Here is a 20,344-nt window from a genome sequence, read left to right as displayed (position 1 = left end):
GGCAGCGCCCAAGGCTGCGCGCCACTGCTATCATCAGGCTTTGATTTCCATCGGAGGCTCCATGTCAGACCTGGTACAACACGCACTGGCCCACGCAGGCAAACCGGCCACCACGCCCTGGGTGGTGACCTTGATCAGCGGTGAAAAACTTACCGGCCCGATTTCCCCGCTCAGCGACGGCTGCTACGCCATCGGCCTGGGACAAATCAAGTATTTTTCCAGCGACAAGGTCGCCTGCCTGAATGTATCGGGCGCGGGCGCGTTTCCCATCTGATGACCTTGGCAATGGCCGACGCGCAGGATAATACGCAGGACAGCCTGGCGGCGCACCTGCAGGCGCTGGAAGCGGCGCTGCAAAGCCAGGCGGTGCGCGCCGACAGCGCCAGGCTGGCGGCCCTGCTGGCCGACGAGTTCGTCGAATTCGGCAGCTCGGGCAATCTCTGGACGCGTGCGGCAACCCTGGCGGACTTGCCAGCAGAAGACTTTTGCCCACGCAGCATCCACGATTTTCAAGCCCGCTTGCTGGCCGACGATGTTGCGCTGGTTACCTACCGCTCGCTGCGGCACGCCTGCGGCGCCCTGCCCGCCAGCGCCAGCTTGCGCAGTTCGCTGTGGAAATGGCGCGACGGCCGCTGGCAAATGCTTTTCCACCAGGGTACGCCCGTTCCCGGCTGATCCCCCTCCAGACGCTTTCCGGGCCGCTCAAGCAGCGCCCGGAGCAGCCATCCATGCCGAAAAGTTGTTTTTTGGCACGCAAAATCTCATTGATTTACTGAATTTTCTGTGCCACAATGATTTTAATAAATAAAACAAATAAATTATTGAAATCGGTTTTTAAGTAAAACGATCCTCACACCACGAATCCGTGTTCTGGATAGAGAAGCACTGCGTAGGTACGGCCCGCTTGCCACCTGCCCACGCAAGCCCCCTTTCTAATCGTCAACACGTATCTTGGGAGAGACATCATGGATAAATTCACCGTTCGCACCCAGCTCACTCTGGCTTTCGGCCTGCTGGTCTTTTTCCTCATCGGCATATCGATCCTGTCCGTGCGGAACCTTTCCAACTTCAACGCCAGTTTTGACCAGTATGTCAACGGCATCACCGCCCGCGCCAATACGGCGCACCGCGTGCGTGACGCGATCGACATGCGTGCCGTGGCGGCCAGGAACCTCGTGCTCGTCACCAAGCCGGAAGACCTGGAGATCGAACGCAAACACGTCTTGCAGGCCCACGCCGATGTCGTCAAGAACATGCAGCATCTGCTGCAGCTGGCACAGCAGCCCGAGGTATCGGACGATGTGCGCGGCGTCATCAACAAGATCGACGGCATCGAAAAACGCTATGCCCCCGTGGCACTGGCCATCGTGGACCTGGCGCTGCAAAAGAAAAACGAACAAGCCATTGCCAAGATGAACGAGGAATGCCGTCCGTTGCTGGCCGCCCTCGTTGCCGCCAGCGATGAGTATTTCGCCCTGACGGACCAGCGTTCCGCCCTCATCCTGCAGCAAGATAACGAAGAATACATTCTCAACAGAAATATCCTCATCGGCGCCAGCTTGCTCTCCATCGTGCTGGCGGCCCTGGCGGGCTGGCTCATCACGCGCAGCCTGCTCAAGGCGCTGGGCGCCGAACCGAAGCAGCTGTGCGACGCCGTCAGCCTGCTGGCCGCTGGCGACCTGACAGGCAAACTTATCGTTGCGCCAAACGATACGGCCAGCGTGCTGTCGGCCCTGCAGCGCATGCAAGTGTCGCTGACCTCGGTAGTCTCGTCCGTGCGCCAGGATTCCGACACGGTTGCCCTTGCCGCCGCGGAAATTTCTACCGGCAACAGCGACCTGTCGCTGCGCACGGAACAACAAGCCAGTTCACTGGAAGAAACCGCTTCCTCGATGGAAGAACTCACCAGCACCGTGCGCAAGAATGCGGAAAATGCCCGCGAAGCCAATCTGCTGGCCACGACCGCATCGGACGTCGCCAGCAAGGGCGGCGCCGTGGTGGGGCAAGTGATGGGCACCATGGACCTGATCAGCGAATCGTCGCGCAAGATTGTCGACATCATCAGCGTCATCGACGGCATCGCCTTCCAGACCAACATCCTGGCCCTGAATGCCGCCGTGGAAGCGGCGCGTGCCGGCGAACAGGGCCGCGGCTTCGCCGTCGTGGCGACCGAAGTGCGCGGCCTGGCGCAGCGCAGCGCCAGCGCGGCCAAGGAAATCAAGACCCTGATCGACGACTCCGTCAGCCGCGTCGACGCGGGCGCCAGGCTGGCGGCACAGGCGGGCACGACTATGTCGGAAGTGGTCGCCAGTGTCGCCCGCGTCAGCAACATCATCGCTGACATCACGATGGCCAGCCAGGAACAGTCCACCGGGATCGAGCAGATCAATCAGGCGGTGGCGCAGATGGACAGCGTCACGCAGCAAAACGCCTCGCTGGTGGAAGAAGCGGCGGCGGCGGCCGAATCGCTGCGCGACCAGGCCAGCCACCTGGTGCAAACCGTGAGCATCTTCAAGACGCACGACGGCCAGGTCGCGGCACCCGCCCCAGCGCCAGTGCGCGCCAGCCACAAACCGCTGCGCCTGGTACCGGCACCCGCCAGCAGCCCCGTGAAGCGCCAGGCCGCGCCCGCGAAACAGCGCGCGGTGCAGGCGGAAGCCGTGACGGCCGGCGACTGGGAAGAGTTTTAATTGAGCAGATCGGGCATGCGGCTACGCATGCCCCGCGTCACACGCACAGGGGGAGAGCCACAGCCGGTCTCCCCCTGTCGCGTTGCAACAACAAGCCCTCACAGCAAAAATCCGCGGCAACTGTTGTATTTCCTGCGTTCCGAGCCCGGCACTACGACAGAATGCACGCGGCTTTTTTGCGCGGCCGCAGGAAACCCCATCACCATGTCCCGCCCCATTTGCGCCCGCGCAGGCCTGCCGGCACTCCACTATGCACCCGCCCGAAATTGACGACAAATACGATTTTATTCACGTATTGAGTCGAAACGCATATAAATAGTCTGGCCTGGAAAATGGCATGAATACCAAAACTTTCCGTGCTAGCATGATTTTTCGTCTAGCGGACTTGCGCCTGCCTGGACCTTTCGAACAACCTTGACCGACAGGAGCCGTTTCATGATGACACCGCATGCCAGCACACACGCCAGCACCATACGCCACACCCTGATAGCCGTGGCAATCGCTGCCGCCTTTCCCCTGCAGGCATTGGCGCAGGACAGCGTGCCGGCGCCGGCCGCACCAGCGGCGCAGGCCGGCCCTGGCCAGCTGGAAACGGTGATCGTGACTGCCCAGCGGCGCGCGGAAAACATCAAGGACGTACCCATGTCCATCGCCACCCTGAAGGGCGACAAGCTCGACACCCTGACGGCCGGCGGCGCCGACATCCGCTTCCTCAACAGCCGCTCGCCCAGCGTGTCCGTCGAATCGGATTACGGCCGCACCTTCCCCCGCTTCTACATTCGCGGCCTGGGCAATACCGACTTCGACCTGAACGCCTCGCAGCCGGTGGGCCTGGTGATGGATGACGTGGTGCAGGAAAACGCCATGTTGAAAGGTTTTCCCGTGTTTGACGTCGATCAGGTCGAAGTGCTGCGCGGCCCGCAAGGCACCCTGTTCGGCCGCAACTCGCCGGCCGGCGTGATCAAGTTCGATTCCGCCAAGCCCGTCTTCAAGACGGAAGGCTACCTGAGCGGCGGTTTCGGCAAGGATGGCATGAAAAACCTGGAAGGCGCCTACAACGTGCCCGTCAGCGACACGGTCGCCCTGCGCTTTTCCGGCCAGACGCAGCGCCGCGACGACCGCGTGCACAACCCGCGCCCCACCGGCACGCGCGACTTCGAAGGCTATGAAGACAGCGCTGCCCGCCTGCAGGTGCTGGTCAAGCCCACGCGCGACTTCACGGCCCTGTTCAACGTGCATGCGCGCAATCTCGACGGCACGGCCACCCTGTTCCGCGCCAATATCCTGAAGCAGGGCACCAACGACCTGGTCGACGGCTTTGATTATGACAACTACCCCACCGACGGCATCAACCGCCAGCACCTGAAAACCAAGGGCGGCAGCATGCGCCTGAAATGGGACTTGCCCGGCGTCACCCTGCATTCGATCACCGGCTACGAAAAACTCGATTTCTACAGCCGCGCCGACGTCGACGGCGGCTATGGCGCCGTGTACGCGCCGCCGATGGGCCCCGGCTTCATTCCTTTCGTCGTGGAAACGGCCGACGCGATCCCCAACCACAAGCAGATTTCGCAGGAATTCCGCGCCGAATCGTCTGCCCGCGGCCCGCTGCAATGGATAGGCGGCCTGTTCTACTTCAAGGAAGATATCCAGATCGACAGCTTCGGCTTCAACAGCCTGGCGCCCGGCAACCCGCAAAGCCCGAATTACGCCACGCAAAACCAGAGCTCGAAGTCGTACGCGGCCTTCGGCTCGCTCAACTACACGGTCTCGGACGCCCTGAAACTGCGCGCCGGCCTGCGCTACACGAGCGACAAGAAGGATTTCTCGGCCAAGCGCGTGGAAGCGACCACGGCCGGTCCCTTCGACTTGCACGACACCTCGCACAACGTCAGCTGGGACTTGAGCGGCACCTATGTGCTCACGCCGGCAACGAATGCCTACGCGCGCATCGCCACCGGCTACCGCGCGCCGTCGATGCAGGGCCGCCTGAACGGCCTGGCCGACCGCCCCTCGTTTGCGGGCGCCGAGAAAGCGCTGTCCGTCGAGGCGGGCATCAAGCAAGACCTGTTCGACAAGCGCGCGCGCCTGAGCCTGGCCGTGTTCCAGTACCGCGTGAAGGACAAGCAGCTGACGGCCGGCAGCGGCGCCGTCAACATGAACCAGCTGATCAACGCCGACAAGGCCACGGGCCGCGGTGTGGAGCTGGACTTCCAGGCGAACCTCAGCGACTCGCTCAGCATGACCCTGGGCGGCAGCTACAACCACACGGAAATCCAGGACAAGAAGCTGTTCGTGCAAAGCTGCGGCAACGCGCAAAACAACCCGGCCAGCGGCTGCACCGTCACCGACCCGCTGGGCCCGTTCAAAGGCACGGCCTACATCGACGGCAACCCGCTGCCGCGCGCGCCGGAATGGCAGACCAATTTCACCCTGAAATACAGCATTCCCCTCGCCAACGGCGAGTTCTACGCCTACACGGACTGGGCCTACCGCACCAGCTACAACTTCTTCCTGTATGAAGCGAAGGAATACAAGGCCAAGGAACTGCTGGAAGGCGGCTTGCGCGTCGGCTACAAATGGGACAAATACGAACTCTCCGCGTATGGCCGCAACATCACCAACCAGATCCAGTCGCTGGGCGCCATCGATTTCGACAACCTGACGGGCATCATCAACGAACCGCGCACGTATGGGGTGCAGTTCAAGGCGGTGTTTTGATGGCTTCCAGCTTGTAGCGGCATCCGCCTTCGCATGGCAAAGCCGTCCGGCATCCACCGGACGGCTTTCTTGTGCAGCGACCAACTAACTGAAGCCTGTCCCGGCAGATGAATACATCCGCTGCTGGCGCCCGTCAAAAGTGAGGACGCCAGCAGAAGACGTTCACTACCGGGACAGGCTCTTAGCCAGGGAGCATCTCGACGTTGGGAGTCTTGGGCACCGTGACAGTACCGCCGGGATTGGGGCCGCTGCCGCCACTGCCGCCGATGCCACCACCGCCGCCGCCGCCGTTGCCGTTGCCGTTGCCACCTGCACCATATGCGCCAGGTATCTGGTAAGGCGGCGGAGCGCCCAACTGAGTTTTGGCAAGACCTTTGCAGTACTCGCTGTACTTCGGATCTTTGGCAAATTCGCGTCCCGCCGCCGCAATCATCGCCGCGAGATACTGCTTGGACCTAGGGTCGAGCGTGCTCAGGCTGTAATGTATCGCCAACATGGTGGCATACAGGTCAGGATTGGAATCGGTGCCTGCTACGCTGAGTGGAATACCTTGCTGATGCGCTTCCATGGCAACCTGAAAACCAAATACTGCCGCTTCCCCTTCGCGCTCATAGCACCAGTTTTCCTTCGCCTCCGGAGCAACCGGCACAGCGTCATCGCGGCGATACACGAAATGCCCCAATTCATGGATATACACCTCCGTCAGGAGCTGATCGACCGGCACGCCGCGCTTGGCGGCAGCGAGGGCGATGCCGCTTTCATCGATGTAGATCGTACCCGACTGTATCAAGCCATTCACCGTGCTGCCGCGTTGATACAAATTGTAGCCACTGCCATACACAAAATTCCCACCACCGTTGAGATAGGACTGCAAGGTCTGATTCGCCTGCGGCGAACGGGTATTTTCCATCAATTCTTTTACTGAACGAGTCATGGTGTTCCTCTTTTAAGTGAAATACAGATTGCCAGACAAAAAACGACTTCAAATGAACAACAACCTCGCGCACCTGATCACGTACGCGTCGACACACCTCCTTTCAATGGACAACGCCAAATAGCCCCTGGCGCTGGAAGCAGCGGGAGCAAAAAATGAAAGAAAAACAATGAGTTAGGCCAGACAGGATTCCGGCGAATCCATCAGGACAGCGGCTGCGCGCGACGCCTGCCACACAGGGATGCCAGCGCGGCAATCCTGCACTGGCCCATGCGCGATCCGGGCACCTATTCGGACTGGGGGAGTTCAAGATGGTGCAATGAGCATCACCTGTGCTAGAATCTCGCCGCGCTGCCCGGATGGTGAAACTGGTAGACACTGGAGACTTAAAATCTCCCGCCTGTAAGGGCGTGCCGGTTCGATTCCGGCTCCGGGCACCAGCGCACAGAATTCAGAAACATAAAAAAAGCCATTAAACCCAACGGTTTAGTGGCTTTTTTACGTCCCGACATTTCCCCTTATTCAGAGTAAATCCGACAAGAACCTGTAGCGATTACGCCAGATTTACGCCGTGATAGTGCGTGCGACGCCATCATGGTGCCCCTGCTCGCCTGGCTGAGAGGTCACCAGTTCGACCTGATGACCAACAAGAAAAGGCACAAGCACAGCATCGTCTTCGAAGTGGATTTTAATAACCATGAAACGGTCGACCTTTCCATCAAGCTGGATCTGACCGAGCACCTGGCCGAGATACAGCACATGCCGGCCTACGCGGACGAATCTGAAACAGGTACGACGGCAAGACGCTGCTGGCCGAATGGCGCACGCCCGAGGCGAGGCCGTGAGCGACGACCTGCTGACCAAGCTGCGTCCCAGCGCCGCGCCATCAATCGCAAAGTGGCCATCGACCTGCGCCGCAGCCAGGCGCAGCGTATCAAGGCACAGCAACAGCAGGGGCCGGATGGCGCGGCCTATCCGGCGCGCAAGCGGCGCAAGGAATTCAAGGGCAAGAATGGGCGCATCAAGCGGCAGAAGGCGGCCATGTTTGCCAAAATCCGTACCGCTAAAGACCTGAAAGCGCAGGCGGGCGGCGACCAGATCGAAGTCGGCTTTTTTGGCTGGGTGGCGCGCGTGGTGCAAGTGCATCAGTTTGGCCAGCCAGTCCGCGTTACCCCAAAAGGGGCCGTCTGTAAGTACCCGGAGCGGCCGTTTCTGGGCTTGAGTGAACCGGATCGAACGTTGATCCGCGAATCGCTGCTGCGTCACATGGAAAAAAACCAAGATGCTTCAATGCAAACTTCAACTGACATTAGTTATCAAATGAGTTAGAGTCGCGTGATATTGGCCGGTACCGGCCAAACGCAGCCACATTTACAGTTATCGTTAGTACCCAACAATGAAAAAAAATATCGTCATTTTACTCGCCACGTTGTGTTGCGGATGTGTGAGCAACAAGCCACCCATCAGTATGCATGCAACCACACCGCCAGGAACAGAAAAACTCTTGGCAAACGCCTACCGGTTAATTGATGCCTATCAGCAAGATGACGCCAATACTTGGAACAACCTTGTTTGCATGGCCTCATCCCACGAGAATGTGATTGGTCTGGCAGCAGTCAAATCTTGGGGGAAAATTCAATCTCCTCGCCTTGTGTCTGTTTCCGCCGTCTCCGATGCGGCAAACTCATTGCCAGGACATGAACGGCCGATGGTCGCTATTGAAGTCCAGGCAGAGAACTACCCATCCAGGGAATATGAGATCAGGTTTTATGAAAGCAGTGACAGAGAATGTGTCCTTGTAACTTTTTAGATTTGGCACTTTAACTGCAACTACTCATCGAAAATTTCAACTGGCGAATGTTGCCCTAACCTTCCGACCTCATAGTCATTAAGCTCTATATCAACCCGCCCCCGCGTGCATCCACACGCGGACTTCGGCAACATGCACTGCATGAACGCCGACCTGTCCGACCTCCTCCGCTTGCTGCAAAACCTGATCCGCCTGGGCACCATTGCCGAGGTGAAAGGGGCCAAGGCGCGCGTGCGACTGGGGCCGTCCCTCACCACCGAATGGCTGAACTGGGCAACACCACGCGCCGGCAGCACGCGCACCTGGTCTGGCCAGCGCCATCACCCTGGGCAAGCACCAGCACGGCGGCATCAAAGCGGGCAGCGAACAGCCGGGCGCTGCGTTGCCATGATGGCATGCACGCCACCACCTGCGCTAGTTCGACTTTGCCGCGATTGTCAGCGCGCTCGTTTTCGGCATTCGGGAAGGCCAGCCTCGCTGGCATTTTTACAACAACGCCCATCGCACCTCCCTTCCCCCAAGCCCCCTCCTGATATAATACTTACAACCAAGCAATACCCCGAAATGTGCGCCTCAAGGCTCCCGCAACCGTCTGTGTACCGCTAGCCCAGCCCATGCGCTCCCTTTTCGACCACGAGATCATCAAACAGCTGCACAGCGGTGCCCGCTCACGGGTTTACCGCGCCAGGGCAGCAGATGGCACGGCGCTGGTCGTCAAGAAACCCAATCAGCAGTTCCCCTCTTTTCAGCAACTGGCGCAATTCAAGCGCGAATATGCGATCGCGCGCCGCTGCCGCCATCCTGGCGTGGCGCATCCGCTGGCGCTGCAGCTGCACGGCGGGCACTGGACGATGATCGTGGAAGATAGCGGCGGCCAGGCGCTCGACCAGGTGCTGCGCACGCAGCTGGCGGCGTGCAGGACGCCGTCGCAGCCCGTGTTGGCGCTGGACGACTTTTTCGACATCGCGCTGCAACTGTGCGCGGCGCTGGAGGCCGTCCATCGTCAGGGCGTGATTCACAAGGATATCAATCCCTCCAACCTGGTGTGGAATGGCGAGCGGCGCCTGCTGCAGCTGATCGATTTCGGCATCGCCTGTGAACTACCGTACGAAAGCCATGGCATCGTCAATCTCCAGACGCTGGAAGGCACGCTGCGCTACATGGCGCCGGAACAGACGGGGCGCATGAACCGGCGGGTCGATTGGCGCGCCGATTTCTATGCACTGGGCGCCACCTTCTACGAATTGCTGGCCGGCCAGGCGCCGTTCGAGACAGGCGACGAGATGGAACTCGTGCATTGCCACATTGCGCGCAGTCCGGACTGGTCGCACCCGGCGCTGGCAAGCTTGCAGGGCCAGCTGCTGCCGATCATCCAGCGGTTGCTGGAAAAAAATGCCGATCAGCGCTACCAGAGCTTGCAGGGCCTGCGCAGCGACCTCGAAGCATGCCGCGCGAAAAAGCCGGCCCAGGCGCTCAAGCTGTCCGACCACAACGGCCGCTTCCTCGTGCCGCAAACGCTGCATGGGCGCGAGGATGCCATCGCCATGCTGCTGGCGGCGTTTGAACGCAGCACCGCGGGCAGGTGCGAGATGCTGCTGGTGGCCGGCCATTCCGGCATCGGCAAGTCGGCAGTCGTCAACGAAGTGCAAAAGCCCATCATCGCCCGGCGCGGCTGTTTCCTGTCCGGCAAATTTGACCAGCTCCAGCGCGACATGCCGTATGCCCCGCTGATCCAGGCCTTCCAGGGGCTGGTGCACCAGCTGCTGGGCCAGCCCGAGGAAACGCTGCGCCAGTGGTCCGCCAAACTGCACGCGGCCCTGGGCAATGGCATGGGCGTGATCGTCGAACTGATTCCCCAGCTGGCCTTGATCGCCAGCCCCATCGACACGACGCCCGCGTCGGCGCCGGCACAGGCCCAGCTGCGCCTGGACCGCCTCTTCCCCCGCTTCGTCGAAGTATTCGCCTCTGCCGGGCATCCGCTGGTGCTGTTCCTCGACGACCTGCAATGGGCCGATGCGGCCACGCTGCGGATGATCGAACTGCTGATGGTCTCGTGCGACAAGAGCTGCCTGCTGTTCATCGGCGCGTACCGCGACAACGAAGTGGGCCCCGCGCATCCGCTCATCGCGCTGCGCGACAAGCTGCTCGCGCGCGAGGTACGCCTGTCGACACTGTCTCTGGGTGCGCTGAGCGAGCCGCAGGTGGCGCAAATGGTCTCGGCCACCGTGCGCGTGGCGGCCCCCGACTGCGCGCCGCTGACCAGCATTTGCTACCGCAAGACGGCCGGCAATCCCTTTTTCCTCAACCAGTTCCTCGTTGCGCTCAATGAAACGGGCCATCTGCGCTACCGGGCCGAGGGCGATTGCTGGGACTGGGACTTGCCCGCGATACAACAGGCCAAATATACCGATAACGTGGTCGAAGTGCTGCTGGAGAAAATCCGCCGCCTGCCCGGCGTCACGCAGCACCTGCTGCAACTGGCCGCTTCCTGCGGCAACCGCTTCACGCTCGACACGCTCGCGCTGGCAACGGAGCGCACGCCCCGGCAAACGCAGCAAGACCTGTGGCCGGCGCTCAGGGCAGGATTGATCCAGCCGCTCGACGAACGCTACAAGTACGTCAATGGCGACACCGATGCGGCCAACAGCGGCGTCGCTTACCGCTTCCTGCACGACCGGGTGCAGCAGGCCGCCTATCTGGTCGCCGATGACGGCGCGCGCGCGGCCAACCATCTGCTCATCGGCCGCCTGCTACTGCGGCATGCGACGCCGGAGCGTCAGGACGAGTCGCTGTTCGAGATCGTCGAGCAGTTCAACGCCGGCCGCGCGCTGATCAACGATGCGGGCGGGCGCCTGCGGCTGGCAACGCTCAATCTGCAGGCCGGCGTCAAGGCACGACGTTCCGCCGCGTTCCAGTCCACCCTGGAGCACATGCGGATCGGTCTCGGCCTGCTGCCGCCACAGGCGTGGGAAGTCCACGCCGGGCTCTGGCTCGACCTGCAGCTCGGTGCTGCCGAAGCGGCCTACCTGTGCGGCCAGTTCGATGCCGCGGAGGCGATCTACCCGCTGGTGCGCGCCCGCGCCCTGAGCCCGCTGCCGCAGCTGCGCTGCATCGCCATCCAGGCGCACCAGTATCAATTGCAGGGCCGCCTGCTTGACGCCATCGCCGTGCAGCGCGACGGCCTGGCGCAGCTGAACATCGACATTCCGCACGAGGTGGCGCACATGAAGGCGCGCTTCGCGGACATTCTCGCCGACATCGGGCGGCTGCCTGGCGCGCATGCGCCCGAGACCTTGCTGGCGGCCGACGACATGTGCGAGCCGGACGCGGTGGCCGCGATGCAGATGATGCAGGGTCTGTGGATGGCCAGCTACTACGCCGGCCAGCAGGATCTCAGCGCGCTGATGGTGGTGTCGATGACGCGGCTGTCCATGCAGCGGGGGAACAGCGATTTCAGCGCCGTCGCCTATGTCGGCTACGCGCTGATGCTGGTTCTGTACGACGGCGACGTCGCGCGCGGCTACGCCTTCGGCGCGATGGCGATGGCGCTGGCCAGGCGCCGCGACAACCTGCAGACGCGCACGCTCACGGGCCTGATGTTCGGCGCGCTCAGCAACCACTGGACGCAGCCGCTGCGCAGCTCCGACGCCCTGTACGAAGAGGCGTTTGGCTGGGCGCTGGAAATCGCCGATTTCGTCCAGGTCGGCGTGGTGGCGGCCGTGCGCGCCACCGACCGTATCATCCTCGGCGACTACCTGCCGCACCTGATGCACGACATCGAGCACGACCTGGCGCTGATGCGCGCCAACGGCCAGCAGGCGATGGCCGATTGCTGCGTCGCCGCCGCGGTCCAGCCGATCAAGTGCCTGATGGGCCTCCTGCCCCGTCACGACAGCTACGACGATGCTGGCTTCAGCGAGACGCGCTTCCTCGATCGGTATGGCGGCTCGCAGCTGTACCGCGCCTACTTCTTGCAAGGGAAGATACGCAACGCCTATCTGTTCGACGGCGCCGACGCCGAGCTGCTGGCCGGCCAGCTCGGCATCGTCACCCAGATCATGCGCGGCCAGGCCAAGGTTGCCGAGTCCAGCTTCTACGCCGCACTGATCCTGATCCGCGCCTTGCGGCGCGCTCCCGCGCGTCCCGATGCGGGCGATGTACTGGCCGTGATCGGCACGCTGCAGGGCAATCTGGCCGAGTGGGCCAGGCAGGGCTCGGACAATAGCGCTGCCAAACATCTGCTGGTGATGGCCGAGATGGCACGCTACCGGCAAGACCTGCAGTTGGCCACGCGCTGCTACCAGCAGGCGATCGACGCGGCCGGCCTGGCAGGCTACGTCAACGTGCAAGCGCTGGGCAATGAGCTGTGCGGCGAATGCTGGCATGACCAGGGACAGCCGCGCGTGGCGGCCGTCTTCATCCGCGACGCCATCGCGCGCTACGGCCAGTGGGGCGCGGAGGGCAAGGTGGCGCAGCTGCGGGCGCGCCACGCTGCGCTGCTGTCCAGGATGGACGGCCGCAGCACCCAGCCGCATTCAGTCTCCCACACGCACGGCAGTTCCGCGCTCGACCTGGTGTCGCTGCTGAAGGCGGCACAAATCCTGTCGAACGAAGTCGGCCTGCGCAACGTGCTGACGCGCCTCATTTCCATCGTCTGCGAAAACGCCGGCGGACAGGTAGCGCGCCTGCTGCTGCTCGCCGAAGGCAGCTACCAGCTGGAGGCCAATATCGATGGCGATGTGACCACCGTGCTGCAGTCGCGCCAGCTCGACCTGAACGCCGCCAGCGACCCGCAGTTCCCGCTGTCGCTGCTGCGCTACGTCATCCGCACTGGCACCGAGGTGATCGAGGACTCCATCATGGCCGTCTCGCGCTTTGCCGCCGACCCCTACGTGCAATTGCAGCAGCCGCGCGCCGTCATGTGCCTGCCGATCCGGCACGGCGGCCAGATCGGCGGCATCCTGTACTTCGAGAACCGGCTGGCCGACGCCTCGTTCACGGAAGAACGCGTGGCGTTCCTGCGCATGCTCGGCGCACAGGCGATGATCTCGATCTCCAGCGCCAGGCTGCATGACAGCCTGGAGCGGCGCGTTGCCGAACGCACGGAACAGCTGGAGGACGCCAACCGCAAGCTGGCGACCCTGTCCATCACCGACGGCCTGACGGGCCTTGCGAACCGGCGCCATTTCGACGACGTGCTGCGCACCGAATGTGCGCGCGCCACGCGCGTCAGCCAGCCGCTTGCCGTCATCATGCTCGATGTCGACTACTTCAAGCGCTACAACGACCGTCACGGCCACCAGGCCGGCGACGCCTGCCTGGTCCGGGTCGCGCAGGCGCTGGCGGCCGGCATGCGGCGCGCGGGCGACCTGACGGCGCGCTACGGCGGCGAAGAGTTTTCGATCGTGCTGCCGAACACCGGCGCGGACGAAGCGCGCCAGACCGGCGAAGCGCTGCGGCGCGCCATCGAAGCCCTGGGCATCGCCCACGCAAGCGCGGAAGCGCAGCATGTGACGATCAGCGTCGGCATCGCGGTCCAGCCGCCACCGGGCGCCGCCGATCCGGACACCCTGTTGCGCCTGGCCGATGCCGCGCTGTACCAGGCCAAGGATGCGGGGCGCAATTGCGTGGTGCTGAGGACTCTGCCGCCTGGCTGACCGGCATGCGGCGCGTGCCATTTATCAGGGCACAGGGCGGCACCTTACTCGCTGCCATGACTGTTGTCGCGCGCCTGCTCCCGCGCCCTTTCCTGCGACGCCAGGCCGTTGAAGAACAGATTGAGCAGCACGGCGACGATGGCGGCCAGCAGGATGCCGCTGTGCAACAACGGCGACAGGGCCTTGGGCATGTGCTGCGCATATTGTTCCGCCACCAGCGGCAGCATGCCGAAGCCGATAGCCAGGGCGACAATGAACAGGTTGTTGCGGTTGCTCTTGTAGTCGACGCCGGCCAGGATGCGGATGCCGGTGGCGGCGACCATGCCGAACATCACCAGCCCTGCCCCGCCCAGCACGAACGCCGGCACGGCTTCGGCCGTCTGCGCAATCTTCGGAATCACGCCCATCACCAGCAGGATGAGGCCGGCCGCCACGCAGACCCAGCGGCTGCGCACGCCCGTCACGCCCACCAGGCCCACGTTTTGCGAGAACGAGGTGTACGGAAAGGTATTGAAGATGCCGCCGATCAGGGTGCCCAGGCCATCGACGCGCAAGCCGCGGCTGATGTCGGCCTGCGTGACGCGCTTGTCCGTCATCTCTCCCAGCGCCAAAAACATGCCCAGGGACTCGATCATGACGACGATCATCACCAAACTCATGGTGACGATGGCAACCAGGTCGAAGGTCGGCATGCCGAACTGGAATGGCGTGACGATGGCAAAGGCCTTGGCGCCGGCCACCTTGGCGAAATCGGCCTTGCCCAGCGCAAACGACAGGGCCGTGCCGGCGATGATGCCGATCAACACGGCGATATTCGACAGGAAACCGCGGCCATACTTGGCGACCAGCAAGATGACGGCCAGCACGAAGAAGGCGATGCCCATGTTATCCAGCGCGCCGTAGCCGGGGTTGGCGATCAGGGGCACGGGGCCGGCTGGCGCGGGCAAGCCGGCCGCCGTGGCGGCAGCGGCCATCTTGAGGAAGGCGGGATCGGCGATTTGCGCCATGGCGGGCGGCCCGCCCATGGCCCAGTTCACGCCCACGCGCATCAGCGACACGCCGATCACGGCAATGATGCTGCCCGTAACCACGGGCGGAAACAGAACCAGCAGGCGGCTGATGAAGGGCGCGATCAGCATGGAGACGACGCCGGCGCCGATCACGGCGCCAAAGATGCCGGTGATGCCCAGGGCGGGATTGTTCGCCATGGCCAGCATGGGACTGACGGCGGCAAAGGTGACGCCCATCATCACTGGCAGGCGGATGCCGAAGTACTTGCCGATGCCCAAAGACTGGATCAGGGTCACCAGGCCGCAACAGAACAGGTCGGCACTGATCAATGCCGCCAGCTGCTCGGGCGGCAGCTTGAGGGCGCGGCCGACGATCAGCGGCACGGCGATGGCGCCCGCATACATGACGAGCACGTGCTGCAAGCCCAGGGTGAACAGTTTGCCGGCTGGCAGGATTTCATCGACGGGGGACGGTGCGGCAGGCGTTGCGCCGGGCACGCTGCGGTGGATGGATTTCAGACGGGGAGTGGCCATTTACGCTCCATTTCCTGGGTTACCGCGGCCCGGATGGGCGCAGGTGAAAGGGAAAAGCAAGAGAGAAACGGGACGACAGGAACACACTGGCGGCGGATGAGGCATGCGAAGCTCCTTGGATGGGATGACCAAGGCATGCCATGCACGCATCGTGCCAGGTGGATTGTATACAAGAATCGTGCCGAAAATCGCCAGAGATCAGGCAATTTGACGGTGGATGCACCGTTTTCTCGCAGGCTGCCAGCCGCCTGCACCAGAAGGCGGCACAAGGCGGCGGGGCTGACCGGCCGCTGATGGCTGATGGCAGGAGTTGGAGTTGGAGTTGGAGTTGGAGTTGGAGTTGGAGTTGGAGTTGGAGTTGGAGTTGGAGTTGAAGTTGGAGTTGAAGTTGGAGTCTGAAGCTGGAACCTGGCGACTGGTGCTTGGAGCCTATCCCAGTAGATGCATACCCCCCTGCTGGCGCCTCTCGGAAGTGAGGACTGTGTTGATAGTCATGGCGTGGCTCGCCACGCGTCCCCTCACGCCTTGTTCTCGCTCCTGATGCGCTGCCAGCAGAAGACGCTCCCTACCGGGATAGACTCCTAGCCATCAGAGCAGGCCTCAAGCAGCGATTCCAGCTGGCGCACATGGGCGGCACGCAATTGCTCGCGCGCCAGCAGGGCTTGCACTTGCTCGAAGATGCCGTGGGATGGCACAGCCGGCAAGGCGGGAGCGGCCGGGAGCGCGGCGATGCAGGGCGCGCTCACCGGCCAAGTTTCCACCTTCGATGCGGGCACCCATGCCGCACAGCCGGTCAATACACTCACCAGCAATACCTTGCCGGCACACTTGATACTCCGCCTCCTTGCCAGCCATCCCCTACTCTCACACTGCGGCCTCATGGCATTTCGCTGGCGATCAGCGCCTCGGCCGCGCGGCAAGCGTCGTCACCTGGCTGCAATGCCAGGATGCGCGCCGCTGCCGCCTGGGCGCCTGCCTGCCCGGCCTGCGCCGTGGCCAATGCCTGCCGGGCCCGCGCCGACCGGCGTGCGGCCTCTTCCCGCATCGCACTCAGCGCCTGGGTCTGGCGCCGCAACAGGCCCTGCACCTCCTGCACTTGCGCCGCACACGCGGCGCGACCGGCTTCGCGGCCCCAGCGCTGGGCGCAAAACACGGCTGCCCCCAGCAACAGCAGCATGGCCAGGATGCTCAACGACGGCTTCACGTCAGCACCTTGCGCGCTGCCGCGAATATGACCAAGCGCTCGGCCAGACCGTTCACGCCGCCGTTGATGCGGCGCGTCACCCGTTCCTGGTCGCCCGCATCGGCCAGGCGGTTCAAGCCGCGCGATTGCCAAAACCAGCCCGCCGAGCGACACGCGAAAATCGTTTGCTCCAGCAACTGCGGCGCCGCCAGTAAGTCCAGACCCAGCGACACGCCGCACGCCGCATAATTGGCGCGCCCCGTCACCTGCAGCAAGCCGCGCCCCTTGAAGCGCACGCCGTCGCCGGCAATCACATTGCCCAGATCCGCCCTCCCCTCATAAGCCGCGCCGCTGGCCAGCTCGCGCACATAGCGCAACTGTCCCGATTCGTGGCCCACCTGTGCCAGGAACGCCGCTTGACGCAGCGGCGTATCAATACCGAATTCTGCCATCGCCGCATTCAAGGGCGCCAGGAACAGCATAGCGCGGCGGCCAGCCAACGGCATGATCTGCATCAATTGCGCGCCTGTCACAGCAGGCCCCGCACATCCTTGACGGCAGCGGCCGCATCGGCCGCCAGTTCGCCGATATCCTTGCCGCGCCGCTTGTCGAACCAGCGCACGCAGGCGCCCAGCACCCACCAGGCGGGCAAGCCAGCCGCCACCATCAGCGGCGCGGCGATGAACAAAAACCCCGTGGCCGGGTCGCCGCCATACAGGGCCGCCACGGTCTTCGCGCTGTCGAACAGGCTGGGCCACCACGACAGCACGGCGGCCACGAGCAAGGGACCGAGAAAGGTGGAAATGATGATGCTGGAACAGAAACGAATGAATGCCTCCTTGGTGGACTGGGGCCACATGAACATGAAGCCCAGCGACGTGGCGGCGGCGCCGGCCAGCACGGGCACGCCAAACAGTTTGATCAATGCGCCGCCGGCGGCGGTGGTTTCGAGGGCCATGATTGCCTTTCAGGTGGTGGAAATGAAAAAACCCGCCGAGGCGGGTTGGGATGTTGCAAGCGCAGTCTTTATGCCACTTTCACAATGACACGGGCGCGTCCATCATCTTCGATGGCGATGACCTTGCCGATGGCACGCATGTATTGCTGGAGCGTCATATCCTCCTCATTGATGGCAATGCCCGCAATGCCCTCGCCTTGCTGCACCGGCACGATGAACTGTCCGGAAGTGGCTCCCAGGACGTTGCATGGCACCTGACCGGCGAAAGCGATGCGGTCAACCGTCTGGCGCAGCGCTTCGAGTGCGGCATCGAAGGCAAGCCCTGGAGCCTGCCGAACAGCCCACTCTTCATCCGTATCGCCTGCCAGCGGTACCTCGCGGTATACGGCAGCCTTGGCGGGAATCGCTGGCGTGAGCAGGGTCAAGCCATCGTAGACGGCTTCGACAGCCGGTTGCGCCTCGCTGACCAGCTGCGATTCGACGCTATCGGGTACACGCGTCACAGATGGCGGACGGGAACCGAGCCGCTGCGACCATTTGTCGCCGCCCACCATGCAAGGATCGGTAGATTTCACGGCAAACGAGATGGCGTCGGCCCAGCGATCGGTAAGCTTGCCGTCCGCGCCGATGCCGATCACCTGTCCTGCCGCGACGATGCCGCATGCAGGAGACTTCAACATGTATTCGGCATAGTCGGCGCCACTGGCATTGATCGTGCCAGCGGCATTGATGCTGCGGCCGGTGGTCTGGAGGCCCACATACAGCACGGCGGTGCTCCCTGCCCATGATGCGGTACCGGCGCCAGCCAGTACCGCCAGGGTGGCCGTCGCCGGTTCGCCAGTGCGGCCCACGTACAGTATCTCCCCCGCCGGTGTCGTATCCTTGTAAATCGTATGGAGATCACGCGCCGCCGCGCCCGTGGAAGCGGGGCCGCACCGCATATTGCCCGGCCACGCCACCTGGCCCGTGCCGGTAACGCCCAGCAAGGGTGCGGAGAGATTCCCGCTGTTTTCGTCATAGGCCCGCAGATTCATCTTGTAGCCTTGATAGTAAAGGCTACCGCTTCCTGCGGAAGTTGACCAGAGGAAGCGACCGGGAAACGCAGCGCCGGCTATGCCGCCGACACCCAGCGCGCCCACTTCGTAATATGTGTTGGGCAACAATGGATTGCCGCCGTTTGGCACCAACAGGCTACTTTGCTGTCCGCCGCGTAGACCTACATGAATGGTTTTAGGACCATTCAACGTCGAATTAGTCTGCAATTCGACGGCTCCCGGCCTTACTGTCATGGCTGGTGCGCCGCCAACGCTCAGCGCATACACGGCGATGGCATCCCACGAATCCTTGGGCAGCTCGGTACCAAGGAATTCCAGTTTTTGCTGAAACCACATATTTGAATCGATATAGCAGGACAGCGTGGAAAACTGCACCGCGCCCACATAGATGACGCCATCGCTGCCTATCTTTACTCCCTGGATATCGGCATGCTTGCCATCGCCAATACTGTACCAAGAGCCACGAATCTTGCCATCATTATCACAGCGCAACAAAATCACCGTTTCGATGCCATTGGAGGAACCTTCGTAGGATGAATACGAAGTCGCGCCGGAAATCCGGATGGTGGCTTCACCGCTCAAGGCAGCAACATTAAACTTGGCAATACGCCACCAGCCATTGCTTAGACCAACATTCTGTTGCTGACCAGGACCACGCACCGCCATCGTAATGAAGCTCGGCGTCGTGATCGGTCCTGACATAGTGCCGCCAGTTAAAGGCAACGCGTTGTACGGTCCCGCCGCAAACGCCCGATCCATCTCATTCAATTTCTCGTTGACGTTGGGCATACCATCATAAAATTTGTCAGCCATTTAAATTCCTTCAATTTGTAGTGGTGCAGAATAAGTGTCAAAGTACGGCGTAGTTACCGCGTCGCTGTTGCTGGCTTTGCCATACAGCATGTAATCCTGCTCCAGCAACGGATCCGGGTTTTCCGGGAACAAACTGAACAGCATCGCCTTGCCCTTGCCGTTCTCGCGCAGGATACGCATGAAGCGCGCACGGTCCATCGATGTCAGGTGCGTCAGATTGATGCTCAGCTTGTCGCTGCTCGTGCCCAGCGCAGTTTTCAGGTTGCCTGCACCCGTGCGGTAATTTTCACTGCTATCCTGCGTCTGCAACTGGGCGCCATACTCGGCGTTGTATTGCGGTGACCAGTAATTGCCCACCACCAGACGCGAGATTTCCAGGTAGCCTTCCGGGCTTTGTCGCGCAGATACGTCGATCACTATCTGGCGCACGCGTACAGGGGCGAACCATGTCACGCCGTCGGAGCCGCCGCCGCACGGCCAAGTGTTCACGCCGCCCCACTGATAGGCGTTCCAGCCGAGCGGCAGCACGCCCCAGGGATAGGAGCCATGCACGGCAGCCGGGCACGGGAAGATGCTGCCTGTGTCGAATACCGGCACTGCGTCGCCCGGCTGGGCATAGCCGCGCACGCGCATGCGCGCGCTGCTGGTCATGTTGGTGGAGATCAGCGCCACGCAGGCGATGGACTCCTGCGTTGGCCAGGTGGCGATGATGGTCTGTGCAGTGCCGCTGGCGCGCAGCACGGCATTCTTGCTGTCGCGCTGCAGGTTGGCCGGACCCAGTTCGCCGGTTTGGCTTGATGCAGCCAGCACCGCGCGGTCAGCGGCGTTGTCGTGGATGATGCGAAGATTGCTCATGGCAGCAATGCCCCTTCCTGAATGAGGTAAGTGATTGGTGAAATAAACCCAGTGGCAGCGCAGATAGGCTCGGTGGCGGCAAATTCCCAGCGCCGCTTCGACAGCATCACCTCGACCATTTCGA

The 20,344-nt window shown here is 62.6% G+C and carries 15 protein-coding genes and 1 tRNA gene; 8 read left to right on the top strand and 8 right to left on the bottom strand.

Going from position 1 to position 20,344, the window contains the following annotated elements:
* Nucleotides 1-61: 61 nt before the first annotated feature.
* The 4 genes from AC07X6_RS12655 to AC07X6_RS12640 all read left to right on the top strand — a co-directional run bounded on the left by AC07X6_RS12655 (nt 62) and on the right by AC07X6_RS12640 (nt 5,411).
* Entirely contained in the window at nt 62-274 is a 213-nt protein-coding gene (locus AC07X6_RS12655) for a hypothetical protein (RefSeq protein ID WP_010399127.1), read from the top strand.
* The gene (locus tag AC07X6_RS12650; protein WP_494791188.1) at nt 274-675 is read left to right on the top strand and encodes a nuclear transport factor 2 family protein; all 402 of its coding nucleotides are present in this window, start codon (nt 274-276) and stop codon (nt 673-675) included. Before AC07X6_RS12655 ends, AC07X6_RS12650 begins: the two co-directional genes overlap by 1 nt.
* A gap of 290 nt (nt 676-965) precedes the next feature.
* Nucleotides 966-2,690, top strand: coding sequence for a methyl-accepting chemotaxis protein (locus tag AC07X6_RS12645; protein ID WP_230539400.1), 1,725 nt, complete (start codon nt 966-968; stop codon nt 2,688-2,690).
* A gap of 438 nt (nt 2,691-3,128) precedes the next feature.
* Nucleotides 3,129-5,411 carry a TonB-dependent receptor gene (locus AC07X6_RS12640; protein WP_230539639.1) on the top strand — a complete coding sequence of 761 codons (2,283 nt, stop codon included), beginning with the start codon at nt 3,129-3,131 and terminating at the stop codon, nt 5,409-5,411.
* A gap of 181 nt (nt 5,412-5,592) precedes the next feature.
* Here AC07X6_RS12640 and AC07X6_RS12635 read toward each other — a convergent pair whose 3' ends face one another.
* A complete protein-coding gene (locus AC07X6_RS12635; RefSeq protein ID WP_494791187.1) occupies nt 5,593-6,345 on the bottom strand; it encodes a hypothetical protein in 753 nt (250 codons plus the stop codon).
* A 353-nt stretch (nt 6,346-6,698) separates the two neighbouring features.
* On the opposite strand from AC07X6_RS12635, the gene AC07X6_RS12630 reads away from it, so the two are divergent.
* The 4 genes from AC07X6_RS12630 (at nt 6,699) to AC07X6_RS12615 (ending at nt 13,812) form a co-directional block, all read left to right on the top strand.
* Nucleotides 6,699-6,785: transfer RNA gene (locus AC07X6_RS12630), tRNA-Leu, on the top strand.
* Between the two features lie 154 nt (nt 6,786-6,939).
* Nucleotides 6,940-7,674, top strand: coding sequence for a phage virion morphogenesis protein (locus AC07X6_RS12625; protein ID WP_494791186.1), 735 nt, complete (start codon nt 6,940-6,942; stop codon nt 7,672-7,674).
* A 67-nt stretch (nt 7,675-7,741) separates the two neighbouring features.
* Nucleotides 7,742-8,155 carry a hypothetical protein gene (locus AC07X6_RS12620; protein ID WP_494791185.1) on the top strand — a complete coding sequence of 138 codons (414 nt, stop codon included), beginning with the start codon at nt 7,742-7,744 and terminating at the stop codon, nt 8,153-8,155.
* 614 nt (nt 8,156-8,769) lie between these two features.
* Entirely contained in the window at nt 8,770-13,812 is a 5,043-nt protein-coding gene (locus tag AC07X6_RS12615) for a diguanylate cyclase domain-containing protein (protein ID WP_494791184.1), read from the top strand.
* Nucleotides 13,813-13,856: 44 nt separating this feature from the next.
* On the opposite strand, the gene AC07X6_RS12610 is transcribed toward AC07X6_RS12615, so the two are convergent.
* The 7 genes from AC07X6_RS12610 to AC07X6_RS12580 all read right to left on the bottom strand — a co-directional run bounded on the left by AC07X6_RS12610 (nt 13,857) and on the right by AC07X6_RS12580 (nt 20,220).
* A complete protein-coding gene (locus AC07X6_RS12610; RefSeq protein WP_494791183.1) occupies nt 13,857-15,356 on the bottom strand; it encodes a nucleobase:cation symporter-2 family protein in 1,500 nt (499 codons plus the stop codon).
* Nucleotides 15,357-15,937: 581 nt separating this feature from the next.
* Nucleotides 15,938-16,162 (bottom strand): hypothetical protein, encoded by a 225-nt coding sequence (locus AC07X6_RS12605; protein WP_494791182.1) that lies wholly within the window; start codon nt 16,160-16,162, stop codon nt 15,938-15,940.
* A gap of 71 nt (nt 16,163-16,233) precedes the next feature.
* Complete coding sequence (locus AC07X6_RS12600) at nt 16,234-16,560, bottom strand: hypothetical protein (RefSeq protein WP_150130993.1); 327 nt, start codon at nt 16,558-16,560, stop codon at nt 16,234-16,236.
* Nucleotides 16,557-17,054 (bottom strand): glycoside hydrolase family 19 protein, encoded by a 498-nt coding sequence (locus tag AC07X6_RS12595; protein WP_077406084.1) that lies wholly within the window; start codon nt 17,052-17,054, stop codon nt 16,557-16,559. Before AC07X6_RS12595 ends, AC07X6_RS12600 begins: the two co-directional genes overlap by 4 nt.
* Nucleotides 17,055-17,068: 14 nt before the next feature.
* Entirely contained in the window at nt 17,069-17,497 is a 429-nt protein-coding gene (locus AC07X6_RS12590; protein WP_494791181.1) for a hypothetical protein, read from the bottom strand.
* 68 nt (nt 17,498-17,565) lie between these two features.
* The gene (locus tag AC07X6_RS12585; RefSeq protein ID WP_494791180.1) at nt 17,566-19,365 is read right to left on the bottom strand and encodes a hypothetical protein; all 1,800 of its coding nucleotides are present in this window, start codon (nt 19,363-19,365) and stop codon (nt 17,566-17,568) included.
* A complete protein-coding gene (locus AC07X6_RS12580; protein WP_494791179.1) occupies nt 19,366-20,220 on the bottom strand; it encodes a hypothetical protein in 855 nt (284 codons plus the stop codon).
* Nucleotides 20,221-20,344 lie beyond the last annotated feature (124 nt).

This window comes from Janthinobacterium sp. GW460-12-1-14-LB5, from assembly GCF_059423585.1.
This window is presented reverse-complemented; position numbering and strand designations above follow the sequence as displayed.